A 14026-nucleotide genomic window follows, 5' to 3' on the forward strand; every position below is an offset into this window, starting at 1 on the left:
GCATGGTTTTCGCCGCAAGATTGCGCATTTTACTGCTATTAATAAAGCTTATCAAAATATCACTAAATCAATATATATAGCTCAGGGCTGGGCAAGGCAGGAGCATGATGAGACTCATGCCAAGTCACCTCAGGCAGTTGAGTCACTTCATCTCCTGCACGGTGCCCGGATCAGATCTCGGCTCCCAGACGCTCTCCCTGATAGCGGCCATCACGAATCCGCTGCCACCACTCAGGATTATCCAGATACCACTGAACCGTCTTACGCAGGCCCGACTCGAAGGTCTCCTGCGGCCGCCACCCCAGATCACGCGCTATCTTGTCGGCATCAATGGCATAACGCAGATCGTGCCCGGGCCTGTCGGTCACGAAGGTGATCAGATCACGGTAATGCGCAAGACCTTTAGGCTTTTGCGGCACCAAGGCTTCCAACGTCTCACAGATCAGGCGTACCACGTCGATATTGCGCTGCTCGTTATGCCCGCCGATGTTGTAGCTCTCCCCCAGCGGCGCATCACACGCCACCTTGATCAAGGCACGCGCGTGGTCCTCGACATACAGCCAATCGCGCACCTGATGGCCATTGCCATACACCGGCAGTGGCTTGCCTGCCAGGGCATTGAGGATGGTCAGGGGAATCAACTTCTCGGGGAAGTGATAGGGGCCATAATTGTTCGAGCAGTTGGTCATCACTGTCGGTAGACCGAAGGTCCGCTGCCAGGCTCTTACCAGATGGTCCGACCCCGCCTTGCTGGCCGAATAGGGAGAACTCGGCGCATAGGGTGTCAGCTCCGTAAAGCCGGGGTCATCCACTGCAAGATCACCAAACACCTCATCGGTCGAGATGTGATGGAAGCGGAACGTCTCAGCCTTGGCAGGATTCACCAATGCCAATTGCTTCCAGTAACGGCGTGACGCCTCCAGCAACCGGCAGGTACCCATGACGTTGGTTTCGATGAAGGCCTCCGGCCCATCGATGGAGCGATCGACATGACTCTCGGCGGCGAGGTGCATGACGATATCCGGCTGATGCACACTGAAGATTCGTGCCAGTGCCTCAGCATCACAGATGTCCGCATGCTCGAAGACATACCGCGGATGATCACTGACGGACTCCAGCGAATCCAGATTGCCCGCATAGGTCAGCTTGTCCAGGTTGACCACTTCATGGGACGTCGAATCGATCAGCTCGCGCACCACGGCAGAGCCGATGAACCCGGCACCGCCGGTAATCAGGAACTTCATGCTTCACCTCAGCCACGCACTCGGCGCAGAAAGAAAATTGAGAGTGCAGAGAATCAAGGGTCAGAGTCATGGGGCTGCCACACAACATCCCTGGGCTCGTCCCTTGTTGTCTCCTGATGATACGCTACCGCCCCGCCCGCCCTTGGCCGATTAGCGTGCAGTATCACAGCTGAAATTCCTCGCCCGAATGGCATACCCACATAATGAGAACCAACTTATATAGAGAGCGAGATGACTCCGTCTCCAGTATGACAGGCACAAAAAAGCCCCGTACGCGTAGCGAACGGGGCTTTTCACTCTCTCGTCCATCATGAGGGAGGCCTGGCTTGCCAAGGTGGCTAAAGGATGAGCCTCAGGGCTTGATGACACGCAAAATCTGACGTCAGCAATAAAGCTCACTGACTCCTGGCGCTGTCACAACGCCCTGTCACAAGGCTCTGTCACATGAGCCCGGGTCAAAGATCCCCGTTGTCAGCAGGCACGAACCAGGAAGCCATCTCACCTCGCGCGGCGGCCTTGCGATCATCACGCTGCCGCTCCGCTTCCAGCACACGATATTGGAGCCGATTGATCCACTCGAAGCCAAGTCCCGGCAAGGGGGAAAAGGGAGTCGTGCGACTCATCCCCCACAGTGCAAAGCGTGTACTGCCCTGCTCTGCTTCACCACGCCCATGCATGCCGTAGGTATTGGCGATCAACAGTGTGTTGGCCTTGACGGCAAAGTGCTTGACCTCGCCTAGACCGAAGCGCTCGAGATCCCCTTCATCCACACGGAAAGACCCACGCTGCGTGTATCGATTGGGGTGGTCGCGTGCGATCAGGCTCATATGCTTTTCCCATGACAGACGCGCTGGCGACATGCGCGTGGAGCCCGGGACAAACATGAAAGGCCCCTGGGCAGGTGTCACATCCTGCAGATACAGCCAGAACTTCATGGTGGGCTGGAAGGTATCCACATGCAGGGACTTCTGGGGATCGCGCTCATGGCTTTCCAGCACGCCATTGTGAATACGCTCCAGATGCATGATGGGCTGTCGCGCATGGCCACTGCAGTAACGCATCAGGCGCCTGAACCGCTTGTCACGCATCAAGGCCTGCATTTCCGGTAAGGCTGCTACATTTTCCGGCGCCATTACACGACGACGGGTCAAGGTATCTGCCTGGCGACACTGACGAATCTCGCCACGTGCCCCCTCAGCCTCTCTGACCAATCGCTCGTACTGCTCCGCAGGCAGAAAATCCTCCAGCATCAGGTAGCCATCATGCTGAAAGGCCTTACGCTGCTCTCGCGGCACCCCATAGGCAAACCAGGCCTGACGTACACGCATCATCCAATGCGCGGCGCGCAAGCGCACCAGATGAAGCCCACGACGGTTCAGCCCGGGGTTCCCCAGCACAGGATTGGCCACGAAGGACTTGGCACCCGTAAATGCCCCTAGTGTATCCATGCATCTAGCAGCAAGAGACCGCATGCCTGACTCCTTCACCACATTTTCGGCAAGAAACTCAACCGATCTTCCGAGCATCCTGGAGCTTGAGAACTCCGGTCAAAGCACCATTGTCATCTACTACCAACAGAGAGGTGACGTTGGCTTTCAACATGGTGTTCTCGGCAGCCGAGAACATTTCGTTTTCATTGATCGTCATGGGGGTGCGGGTCATGATATCGCCCCCTGTCACGCCATCCAGCCCTTGATTATCGAAGAGTGAGCGACGCAAGTCACCGTCCGTGATCAAGCCTTGAATAATGCCATTGTCAGCAATGACGGTCAGCCCTAACCCGCCTTGCGTGATCGTCATGATCACTTCGCGCAAGGAATCTGTCGGGGTATTACAGGGGACTGGGGAGTGCATGACATCACGGACACGCGTCAGCAAACGACGACCAAGGCTGCCGCCGGGATGGAACGCCGCGAAATCCTGAGGCATGAAATGACGGCGCTCGATCAAGGCAACGGCAAGCGCATCCCCCATGGCCAAGGTCACAGTGGTCGAGGTAGTAGGTGCCAGATTGTTGGGGCACGCCTCACGATCAACACCGACATCCAGCACCAGATCACTGTTCTTGCCAAGGGTCGAACCGGGATTGCCTACCAAGGCAATGATTTTGACCCCGAAGTGTTTCAGTGACGGAATCAGGCGGATGACCTCTTCAGTTTCTCCACTGTAGGAAATCAAAATGGCCACATCCCCTTTGGTAAACATCCCCAGGTCGCCATGATAGGCCTCTGCTGGATGTACCGCGAAACTGGGCGTACCGGTCGAAGCCAAGGTGGCTGCAATCTTGTTGCCAATGATGCCTGACTTGCCCATCCCGGAGACGATCACCCGACCAGAAGTCGTCATGATCATGCGTACCGACTCTTCAAACTCATTTCCCAAACGCTCAGAAGTCGCTTGCAGTGCCTCCGCCTGAGTCACGAATACTTTCTTTCCAATCTCGACGCTTGGCATTTCCTTACCCTCTGTCCATGATGCCTGGCTGCCCAGCAGAGATGTGCTGAGCAGCTTCCTTCATTGTTTATTGTGCAACTTTAGCAACATTGCCCAGGAACCCCGAAGCAGTGCTATAAACCGCTTCCCTCCCCTGTGCCAAAAGGATTCGGTCGGCCAGTTCTCTGACAGCGCCCTTGCCCCCTGGCAGTGACAACACTTCATCGGCTTGTGCCTTGATATAGTCCGGTGCATCCGCGACAGCGTAGGCTCTACCACACGCATCGAAGGCTGGGAGGTCTATGACATCATCGCCAATGAATACTGTCTGCTCCGCAGTCGAACCCGCTGCCGCCATCAATTCCTGGCATGCAGCGTGTTTATCCTTCACGCCAAGCTTGGCATGAGAGATCCCGAGATCGGCAATGCGTTTGCGCAGCGTGGCAGAATCGCGCCCCGAAAGGACCGCCACCTGAATGCCTGACTCCTCCAGCAAGCGGATTCCCAGGCCATCCCGGACATGGAACTGCTTCAAGGATTCACCCGAGGCATCGTAATAGATACCACCATCAGTCAAGACGCCATCAACATCCGTAATCAGTAGCCGAGTCTGAGCCAATGGATCAGGCTTGCTCTGCGGTGTGCGGCCTTCTATCAGAGCACGTACCGTCTCCAGACACTCAGGGGTATCAACGCCGGGCCCGGTTTCCTCTACCTCAATGACATGGATCTTGATACCGGCATGCATGAGGCGAAGCTGTTCCAGCGATTCAGCACGTTCTGCCATGGACTGGGGTAGCCGTGAATATCCTTCCAAGACCTCGCGTCGATAGGCGTAGACTCCGACATGCTTACGATACCTGGCTTCTTCAACCTCGCGAGGGTAAGGAATCGGAGAGCGACTGAAGTACAAAGCATCATCGAATTGATCGCACAGAACCTTGACCGTGTTCGGATTCTTGGCTTCCTCCGATGAGATAGCATGACAAAGTGTTCCCACTTTTGCCTGGCTATTCTGCATGGACGCCACCAGCAACTCGAGGTCCTCCGGCCGCACCAATGGCTCATCGCCTTGCACGTTGAGGTAGATATCGGCGGAGACCTTCTGCATTACCTCAACCAGACGGTCCGTGCCAGAGGCATGCTCTGGTGAGGTCATGACTGCCTGCCCGCCAAAAGCCTCTACTGCGTCGAATACACGCTCGTCGTCCGTGGCAACCCATACCGCATCAATTCCTGCTACCTGAGTGGCACGCTCCACCACATGCTGCACCATCGGCTTGCCAGCAATGTCTGCCAGGGGCTTCCCTGGCAGACGGCTGGAGCCGTAACGGGCAGGAATGATGATGACCGTTTTCTGGTTCATCTCAATCGTCACGACGCTATTCCCTTTGCAGACTTATTCAATGACCAGCTCTGGAAGTGACTTCACTGCATCATCGATAGCCTTGACCTGTTGCAGGAAAGGTTCGAGTTGATGCAGCGGCAAAGCGCTGGGCCCATCGCACTTGGCATTGTCAGGGTCCGGGTGCGCTTCCAGGAACAAGCCTGCCAGGCCAGTGGCCATGCCAGCTCTCGCCAATGTCACTACCTGCTGACGACGACCACCAGAAGCGGCGCCGGTCGCTTCACGCTGCTGCAACGCATGGGTGACATCGAAGATGATCGGAAGATTCCCGGTCACGCGCTTCATGACATCGATGCCGAGCATGTCGACTACCAGATTGTCATAACCGAAGCTTGTACCACGATCACAGAGTATGAGATCGCTATTGCCCGCTTCCTTGAACTTCTCGACGATGTTCACCACCTGCCCCGGGCTCAGGAACTGCGGCTTCTTGATATTGATCGTCTTGCCAGTCTTGGCCATGGCCACGACCAGATCTGTCTGACGAGCCAGGAAAGCCGGCAGCTGCAGGATATCGGCCACTTCCGCCACAGGTTCACACTGCCAAGTCTCATGGACATCGGTGATGACCTTGACGCCGAACTCAGCCTTTACATCCTGGAAGATTCGCATGCCCTCTTCCAGCCCCGGGCCACGATACGAATGAATCGAGGACCGATTGGCCTTGTCGAAACTGGCCTTGAATACATAGGGAATACCAAGCCGGTTGGTAACCTCTACATAATGCTCACAAGCCCGCATCGCAAGATCGCGAGATTCAAGAACGTTGATGCCACCAAATAAACTAAAGCGGCTGTCATTACTGTAACTCATTACTATTCACCTAAATTAGAATTAAAGTTTTTCATGATAACGCGATGAAGTTTATCTGAAGTTTTAGATAAGAAACTCTTATATTTTTGTACATCGCCACCGTTCATATTTGCTTGTCGTTTAATAATCTTCTTTTTACGAAGCAAGTAGTCAGTTGATGTATCCTCAATCAGTACAGGGTGATATATTCCTTTGCTATCAGAAGACTTTAAATCCGACAAATAGTGAAAGTTATAGTATTGTCCAGATGATGACCATCTATACGATTCACAAAAACTCTCACCAAAATAATCTTCCAAGCTCTTGAGAACAAATCCCTCACTTTTCAGAAGATTGGCTACGAAGCCTTCATCACCAGGATATAAATCTTGGCTAGAATTCACTATAGTAAGCTCTTTACGCTTTTCAAACATCCGGCTTGCAAATTTGGAAGAAAAATAATTAATCGAGAAGCAGCATCCAAAGACATTGTCATCTGACAGCTTGTACGAGAATTTCGATGACGAATACCAAATCCACGAAGAGTCTCGCTTACCAAACTTAAGCGCCATGTAATCAACGTCGGGATCAACACCAGCCAGCAATTTATTTAATCTTTGATCACAAATTATTGCATCATCTTCTACAAGCCAATACCCATCATAGTTAGGGAATCTCTTAATAACGGGATACAATGCATAATCTCCACACTTCCAACCTATAGTTGGGAAATCATGTCTAAGATTATTTTCATCCAGCCATTCGCGGTTATACGAACACTTATTTACATACCCTGAGACAGAACTTGCTTTAGTCTCATCTACAGCGAATACTACATTTAGTCCAGAAGCGCGATAGTAATTAGCAAGGTAAAAAGCTTGTGAGTCAACATTATTAGTACGTATACAAACTAGAACGTTGGCCATTATTTTTCCTTAATAAAATTACGTAGGCTCTGATCAATATCATTTGCTCTTTCTGATATAATTTTTGAATCGGGTATATACAGGTTTTTCACTATATCAACGGGTGAGCTTAAAGACTCGTGTGTTATAAACTTATTATGATCACGATTTATCGATGAGAAATAGTCGTGAAATTTGAAATCACCACCTTTATGTAAGGCTTTAACTCTCAACCACACGTTTGGTATTAATAAAGCATCACAGAAAATAAGTCCATGTAAACTCTGACTCACAATGTATTTATATTTTCTTAACTCATCAACAAAATCTTGAATAGAATCAGTACGTATATCAATCAATTCAATATTCTTATCCTCTAGTACTTTTTCGACCCATTCATTATTCATTTGAGAGTGATGCGGAATTAAACCGACTTTAGCATTGTTATCTTCTTTGGTTTGATATACCGGACTAAACATGTTGTACAAAAGTAATCCTGGATCTCCCACGGAGCATGTACTTTGTACCGATATTGGTAGCAAGCTTTTTGTAAAATAGCCTCTCACGAACTTAAAATCAATTTTCTTAGCTTTAACTAGACTATCTACAAGCTCAATATCAACCTCTGGGTTCATAAAACCACTGCCTAGAACATAGGTTTTCTTGGTTTTTTTTGAAGCCACTGTTGGAAGCCAGTTCAGAATACTGCCTGTACTAATAAAATCACATCTTTCGATGGATACTTTCTTCAAATCAAACCCATAATATTCCTTAAAAATTATACGTGTAATTTCATCGCCTAGATTGTAACTTGAACTATTGGGATCACGCCACCAAAATGCTAAATTTTTCATTTTAAGAAACCTTGTAAAAATATTTAAAATTAGAGATTAGTTTATTGTTTGAGTCATTAAAAAAACTATATGGATCTTTAAGAAACTTATGATACTGCTTCTCTGTAGAAAACTTTCTCACAATTAAATTTACCAAATTAAAATTTAATTTTTGTTTGGGAGTATTATTAAACAGCACAATAGCGCCTTCTTTCCACAAGCTGTAAGCTAATGTAGAATCTTTATCACCAGGGTTCAAGTTAATTAATTTTTTTGACTTTCTACCGCTAAATATATTTTCAAATTCGATATCAGAAAACAACATTGCATCTTGTGGGCTAGGCTTTTCAAGCATATCTAAAAAAGGAGTGACAGCATATTTAGAGGATAGCCCAACATAATTAAAGTGGCTTGAAGTTTTACTAAGCACGTCACTATAGTCACTACTAAATTCAACGATAGAATTATGGACTTGTTCTATAAATTCTTTCCTAGCTTTATCAGTGTTATTGACTACAAATACGGGATTGAAATCTTCACCTACAATGTCTATTTTTTTAAAGGAGTCCTGATTGTTTAAGAATACATTCTCAAACATCAGTATATATTTTTGATATAACTTAAAACTTTCCTTGTCTATATCAAGCTCACTCGCGAAATATGAATAAGCGTGCATATTATTATCAAGCACATTTCTCTGAATGTCTTTCGATGTGACGAAATAAAATCCCGTTACGGGTCTATCTAAAAAAACAGATATCGACCTTTGCAGAGTTCCCCCATGGCCTATATCGACTATACCAACACTGTCAGCACTGAATAAACCTTTATGAGAGTAATATTTTACAAGATTCCTTCTCTCGTGGGCAGCGTTATCTAAGATATCATGCGAAAGATCAACGATAAGTCTTTGAAGTTTGTCCTTATCTTTCTTGTAATCAGCAAGATCGCAGAGAGATTCATACCCTGCCTCTTTGACGATAACTATATTAGGATCGCTCAATCCAAATCTTGTTTCGAGTAAGCTTCCGATCGATTGCGGCGTGAAATTCAAACTTAATAAGTCAATAAGGTCTTGAGTAGTTTTCAGAGCTGCTACGTTTACACTCCTTCTGGAGGCATATAGGTAGTGACTTTTAATCTTTTCACCACCAATTTTATGGTTATATTTATCGAAGGCCCTCTTAATAATCTCGCCATCTCTAGCAAGAAAGTAAAGATCTGTTAAACCCTGACTCACAGCTTGTTTATATAACCACTCTGCCATGCCACTAAATAACGGGCCAAGTACACAGTAACCTAGTAATTCTGCACTACCTGCAGTGAAGCTAGTATCAGATATACTAGCTTCACTCATGAATATTTTTTCAGACACAAGAGACTTAGTGATGCTCTTGCTAGTAAGAAATTCATTACTATCTTGTTTTTCTAAGGACTTTAGTACTGGATGTTTATTATGCAAATAATCATAGGACCGTTCTATATGTAGAGTATTTAAACCGTGATCTTTAGCTTTTTCGATATCAGATCTTAAGTTATCACCAATATGAAGCACATTCTTATTAGCTATGTCCAGATCTTTTTTTACATAACTAAACATATTACCTGTATGTTTCAGTAAATGTGTTTCACTCGAGACGTATAATTTATGGTAATGAGTTATATTGGCGTTAGATAAAAGCTCCTTAACAAAAGCACTACTATAGAATATGTCAGATATTATAATAATCTTTTTGTTTTTAGATACAGCATAATTATAAATATCCATGCCTGATTTTCTAGGCATGCAAAGATTAACATCTAAGCCGTGCTCTAAATTACTAAGCTCATACGTAGCGTCATTATTTAATTTAAATTTTTGTTGGAGTGCTGAATATCGCTCATCTATTGAGATCTCTTCGCCGCAGGTGCGCAGATCAGGTGTTATCAAATTCCTAGCTTTTTCCCTCTCAGATCTAAATATACCTTTTAACTCATGCTCATCAGGCAGTTTACTATCTAAGATATCAAAAGCATGATTAGGGTTAGAAAGAGGTCTTTCTATTAAAGTACCAAACACATCAAAAGAAACATATTCTGCTTTATCTACTAATTTTTTCCACTGATTAAGCCTAGCAGAATATTTTTCTAACAAAATTTTAGGAGGCTCAACTTTTTCAACTTTAGTTTTATTTATATTAGATATACTTTCAGTAATCGATTTTGGCGCAGATAGCTTTTGGACTCTTCGATCCACGGCTAACAGAGTCTGTCTAATATCTTCGACTTTATCAACAGTTTTATATCCCCAATAAAAAGCCAACATATCTCTAAGCTTATCTTTTGTATCGAGAAACATTACCCGATCACATTTTTTTGTTGACAAAATTGGTGATAAAATATCAGCCCAAAAGTGGGGGCTAATAAACTCTTGATAAATTGTTTGATAATTAGGGAAGCCTGCACCAACAGGAAATACAGGTTTATACCAGAACTCTGAGGATATACCAAAGCATGCAGCTTCATGGACTACTGAAGAGGATATCGAAGCTACTTTTTTGATTTTTCCACTAGCTAATAAAGAGTAAGTAGGTTTATCTATAAATGAAGCAGAGGGATGCTCATTAATATATTTTAATATTTCTTCATCACCCTTTTTCACATAGGGATGACGTGAATAGTAAACTTTATCGTATTTTTTAGCTAGCTCTTCGAACTTTTCTTTAAAATCCAAAAGATTTAACATTCTACCGTTTGAACAAATAGCCTTATCATTAAGTGTCTGGCCTATAAAAAGAGCAGAGTTATCAGGTATATTTATTGAAGGTCGACGATACCCCTTATAAAACTGTACTTTAAGCCTATTGGCATAAAGCTTAAATATTTCTTCGTCTATTCTAAATTCTGATATTTTATTATGTATATCTTCATTAGATGAAGAAAATCCGAATAAAATATCATCTAAGAAACGTACTGGATGTAGCCAAAAGTCTATCCAAGTGACGTTAATTTTATCAAGTAGATATCTAGTTTGTTCTGATAGTTCATAACCAATTATCACATCGCCTGGTGTCAGAAACTCACTTAAATAGCCTAAAGAATCATCTGAAATCTCATTAGCATCGTACCAGAATTGTACTTCGTGAATATTTAATTCGATACCAGATTTTTCAAAAAACTTAATACGGGAAAACTTATCATTATTACTCAAAGATGAACTAAATTCTACAACCTTAGACCCTGTAGCTTTACCAATAGGGTAAGATAATATATCGACCACCCATTTTCTATTCGAAAATTGCTCCTTTTCTTTTGTCATAATAAAATCAGAAGATAAATATACAGTCATTTTAGCGCCTCAATAAACTAATGCTAGCTATGATTTAAGTCAAGAGCCTTGCAGTTGCAACAAGCTCTTTTTATTAGTAATAACATCAATCGCTTTATCTATAGATATAAGTGTATCTTCATCATACAGGGTCATAGTTGTTTGTCGTTCTTTAAGTTTATTAAGTCCGGCCAAAGAAGCATTTAAACGATTCTTTTCTTGATTATAGCGCGCTTTGTCAAGAACATTGCACGTCAATGCAATTTTATTATATTCTAATTGTGCCGCTTTATATTCTTCCCACCAGTCTCGCAATATTTTTTCTAGCCTATTACTTTCTTTATCAGTTATTCCAGACCTTTTTAAACTTAAGTAAGCTTGTAGCAAACCATCATGTTTTAAAAGCTTTTGATTCATTATTTTTTGCTGCTCTATCAATTTTTCTAGATCATTTTTCTCACTATGATGAACTGTAACTTTTTTACTTGTTTTCCCTGGACTATTATTTATCTTATCAATATCGCTATGATACGCTAATATAGCATCCTTTATATCACTGAACCATAATGCTTTGCCATTCACTAAATATATGCCAGCTTCACATAATTCATGTAAAATCCTTTCTCCATGTGAAACCATTATCAGTGAAGCTTGTCCAATACGTCGCTGAAATAGTTGCTGAGCCTTCGCTTTAAAAGCCCTATCCCCTACCGCAGTAGCTTCATCAGATATATATACATCAAAATCAAACGCGAAGGAGAGACCAAAGGAAAGACGTGAACGCATTCCGGAAGAGTAGGTTCTGACTGGCTCATCGAAAGCCGCACCGATTTCCGCGAAGTCTTCCACAAAGTCGACTATTTTAGCAACGTCCTTCGCACGCCCCTGTGCACGTGCCACAAATTTGACATTCTGGCGCCCTGTCATGCTGCTTTGCATCCCGCCAGATAATCCGATTGGCCAAGACACACGACTATGCCGAATGACTTCACCACGCTCGGGAGTGTCCATTCCGGCAATTAATCTGAGCAAGGTCGACTTGCCAGCACCATTGGCACCGATGAGACCAACGCTCACACCGGATGGAATTGTCAGGTTGATATTGCGTAAAACCCAATCGCTACCATGATGATTGTGGTAACGCTTGTAGAGATTTTTGATCTCTATCATAGCTCAGTCCCGATGTTCTTTGATAATCAGCATCAACATGCTAGCAATAAATGCCAGAAAGATAGTGATCAACGCAAAAACTGTAATATTGTAAAGACGCTCAGGTTGAGTAGAATATTCTGGCATAAGAGGACTCTGTAACACACTAACTTGCTTCAACTTACGAGCTGCTTCAAGACGTGTATTTTCGAGCGCAGCGAGCGCACTGGAGTAGGTCTCCTGAGCAAACTTAGCCTTGAGTTCTAATGTTTCATACTTAGACGAAATGCTGTTAAGTGAACCGCCCGTCGCCTGTGCCAGGCGATCACGTTGCTTGGCAATCTGCTCGCGCATTGCCTCTATTTCGGCCTGTACGCGGCGCATGTCAGAAGCACGATTACTTTGATAGCTTCCTAGCGCCTTGCGCTGGGCCTGTAAAGTGGCTAACTGGCCTTCTAGGGTCGCCACTACCTGATTGATACTCTCAACTGTGCTCGTCGGTGAAACTAGGCCTTCCTTGTTTTGGAATGTCAACAAAGCTTCTCTGGCGTCATCCAAGCGTCCTTCCAATCGCCCAAGCTGTTTTTCCAAGAAAGTAACCTGCTCTTCTGCCAGTCTACGGCCCATTTCATTCATATGGTCTTCACCGGCCGAAAGCAAAAGCTCCGTCATACGGTGGGCGAATTCTGGTGTATAAGCTTGCACTTCGATTACTAGAACCCCTGAGTATTCATCCATTTCTATCTTGACTCGACGAAGATAATAATCATGTAACTCTTCGATTGGAGCATTCTGATCCATTAGTGATGAAAAGAAGTCACCATGTTGACTGTAGTGCTCTCTGAAGCTGAGCTTTGCATCAGCCAATCTCAACATATCAGTAGAAAGCAGATATTCACGCAGCAGCAGCAAGTCCTTATCAGAACTTCCCCCTGTCAGCAAGGAAGACACACTAAAGTCTGCTGAAGCTACCTGTGGGCTTTCGAGCACTACGGTTGCCTTCGACACATAACGATCCGATGCCCACAAGGACCAGTATAAAGTTACTAACACGATAGCGATCAATGCCAATGCCCAATGGGGCTGTCGAGTCATAAAGGCTTTCATAGATTACTTCGCCTTGAGTTTATGTGAGAAACGGATATGTAACATCAGTCCAAGTGCATTCAATGATAAGATGAAGAACCACAGATAGAGCAGGCTCGTCCCCTTGACTACATGATATCCCTCGAAGAATCCGAGTCGGAGCAACTCCAGTCCATGAGGGATTGGATTCCACATCAAATATTCCAAAAGCCAATGGGGTAGATGATTGATAGGAAATATGACACCAGAAATTATCAATAATGGCAGACTAATGATCTTGACTATTCTTTCCAGCTCTTCTACGAGCGTAGCGACTACTGACAGCGTCAGACCCAACCCCAAACCCAAACCCCAGAGGGATAACCAGCTGAAGAGAGCGTAAAGGGCATCGTCTGGGACAAGGGGTATTCCCAGCAGCAAACCTCCAGCGATGAATAGCAGGAAAACGAAGGTCCGCAGCATACCTTCCAGGAAATTACGCACCATGACAGGATCCGATGTCTGCACCTGACGATAGGTAAACAGCGCCTGGTTGGCATTGATAGCTCCCATGCCGCGCATCATTCCTTCTCTGACGAGATGAAACCCCATTAAGCCCACGATCAACCAAGGTATAAACTCTGCGTTGACAATTAATCTGTCATTTAATACAAAGGAGCGGATGAATATCATAATACCGATAAGTGCTATCGGCTCCGCTATCATCCAGAACCAGCCCATGCGGTCCGCCATGGTACGACCAATGGCTTCGCGGATGAACATCGCGTACCAGACGCTACGCGTCACGGCCCAGGTGGAGCGGGTCTTAGGCCCGCTCTTGTCGTCGCTTGAGGAGCGTTCAGTTGAAGTACTCATTTCAATGGCCATTA

The 14026-nt window shown here is 45.4% G+C and carries 11 protein-coding genes; all 11 read right to left on the bottom strand.

The annotated features are described in order from the left end of the window. Nucleotides 1-170 precede the first annotated feature (170 nt). Nucleotides 171-1244 (bottom strand): dTDP-glucose 4,6-dehydratase, encoded by a 1074-nt coding sequence (gene rfbB, locus AC5WNI_RS10275; RefSeq protein ID WP_288388146.1) that lies wholly within the window; start codon nt 1242-1244, stop codon nt 171-173. A 455-nt stretch (nt 1245-1699) separates the two neighbouring features. Beyond that, nucleotides 1700-2716 carry a phytanoyl-CoA dioxygenase family protein gene (locus AC5WNI_RS10280; protein WP_288388145.1) on the bottom strand — a complete coding sequence of 339 codons (1017 nt, stop codon included), beginning with the start codon at nt 2714-2716 and terminating at the stop codon, nt 1700-1702. Between the two features lie 34 nt (nt 2717-2750). Then, nucleotides 2751-3698: a KpsF/GutQ family sugar-phosphate isomerase gene (locus AC5WNI_RS10285; protein ID WP_288388144.1), complete on the bottom strand. Its 948-nt coding sequence runs from the start codon at nt 3696-3698 to the stop codon at nt 2751-2753. 67 nt (nt 3699-3765) lie between these two features. Continuing rightward, nucleotides 3766-5055, bottom strand: a complete 1290-nt coding sequence (gene kdsB, locus AC5WNI_RS10290) for a 3-deoxy-manno-octulosonate cytidylyltransferase (protein WP_317292099.1) — start codon at nt 5053-5055, stop codon at nt 3766-3768. 21 nt (nt 5056-5076) lie between these two features. After that, nucleotides 5077-5898, bottom strand: a complete 822-nt coding sequence (kdsA, locus tag AC5WNI_RS10295) for a 3-deoxy-8-phosphooctulonate synthase (protein ID WP_317292100.1) — start codon at nt 5896-5898, stop codon at nt 5077-5079. 2 nt (nt 5899-5900) lie between these two features. Beyond that, the gene (locus tag AC5WNI_RS10300; RefSeq protein ID WP_317292101.1) at nt 5901-6803 is read right to left on the bottom strand and encodes a hypothetical protein; all 903 of its coding nucleotides are present in this window, start codon (nt 6801-6803) and stop codon (nt 5901-5903) included. Beyond that, nucleotides 6803-7636 (bottom strand): polysaccharide pyruvyl transferase family protein, encoded by an 834-nt coding sequence (locus tag AC5WNI_RS10305; protein WP_317292102.1) that lies wholly within the window; start codon nt 7634-7636, stop codon nt 6803-6805. Before AC5WNI_RS10305 ends, AC5WNI_RS10300 begins: the two co-directional genes overlap by 1 nt. Before the next feature lies 1 nt (nt 7637). Beyond that, a complete protein-coding gene (locus tag AC5WNI_RS10310; protein ID WP_495928395.1) occupies nt 7638-10943 on the bottom strand; it encodes an HAD-IA family hydrolase in 3306 nt (1101 codons plus the stop codon). A 39-nt stretch (nt 10944-10982) separates the two neighbouring features. Beyond that, nucleotides 10983-12092, bottom strand: a complete 1110-nt coding sequence (locus AC5WNI_RS10315) for an ABC transporter ATP-binding protein (protein ID WP_317292104.1) — start codon at nt 12090-12092, stop codon at nt 10983-10985. A gap of 3 nt (nt 12093-12095) precedes the next feature. Further along, the gene (locus AC5WNI_RS10320) at nt 12096-13178 is read right to left on the bottom strand and encodes a KpsE/RkpR family capsule polysaccharide export protein (protein WP_317292105.1); all 1083 of its coding nucleotides are present in this window, start codon (nt 13176-13178) and stop codon (nt 12096-12098) included. Nucleotides 13179-13181: 3 nt separating this feature from the next. After that, nucleotides 13182-14024, bottom strand: coding sequence for an ABC transporter permease (locus AC5WNI_RS10325; protein WP_317292106.1), 843 nt, complete (start codon nt 14022-14024; stop codon nt 13182-13184). Nucleotides 14025-14026 lie beyond the last annotated feature (2 nt).

This window comes from Cobetia sp. PDI-12MA (genome assembly GCF_059507695.1).

Excerpts from the sequence above, each read along its gene's own strand:
- rfbB (WP_288388146.1), bottom strand. The coding sequence starts at position 1,244 with ATGAAGTTCCTGATTACCGGCGGTGCCGGGTTCATCGGCTCTGCCGTG.
- kdsA (WP_317292100.1), bottom strand. The coding sequence starts at position 5,898 with ATGAGTTACAGTAATGACAGCCGCTTTAGTTTATTTGGTGGCATCAAC.
- AC5WNI_RS10300 (WP_317292101.1), bottom strand. The coding sequence starts at position 6,803 with ATGGCCAACGTTCTAGTTTGTATACGTACTAATAATGTTGACTCACAA.
- AC5WNI_RS10310 (WP_495928395.1), bottom strand. The coding sequence starts at position 10,943 with ATGACTGTATATTTATCTTCTGATTTTATTATGACAAAAGAAAAGGAG.
- AC5WNI_RS10325 (WP_317292106.1), bottom strand. The coding sequence starts at position 14,024 with ATGGCCATTGAAATGAGTACTTCAACTGAACGCTCCTCAAGCGACGAC.
- AC5WNI_RS10285 (WP_288388144.1), bottom strand. The coding sequence starts at position 3,698 with ATGCCAAGCGTCGAGATTGGAAAGAAAGTATTCGTGACTCAGGCGGAG.
- AC5WNI_RS10305 (WP_317292102.1), bottom strand. The coding sequence starts at position 7,636 with ATGAAAAATTTAGCATTTTGGTGGCGTGATCCCAATAGTTCAAGTTAC.
- AC5WNI_RS10320 (WP_317292105.1), bottom strand. The coding sequence starts at position 13,178 with ATGAAAGCCTTTATGACTCGACAGCCCCATTGGGCATTGGCATTGATC.
- AC5WNI_RS10280 (WP_288388145.1), bottom strand. The coding sequence starts at position 2,716 with ATGCGGTCTCTTGCTGCTAGATGCATGGATACACTAGGGGCATTTACG.
- AC5WNI_RS10315 (WP_317292104.1), bottom strand. The coding sequence starts at position 12,092 with ATGATAGAGATCAAAAATCTCTACAAGCGTTACCACAATCATCATGGT.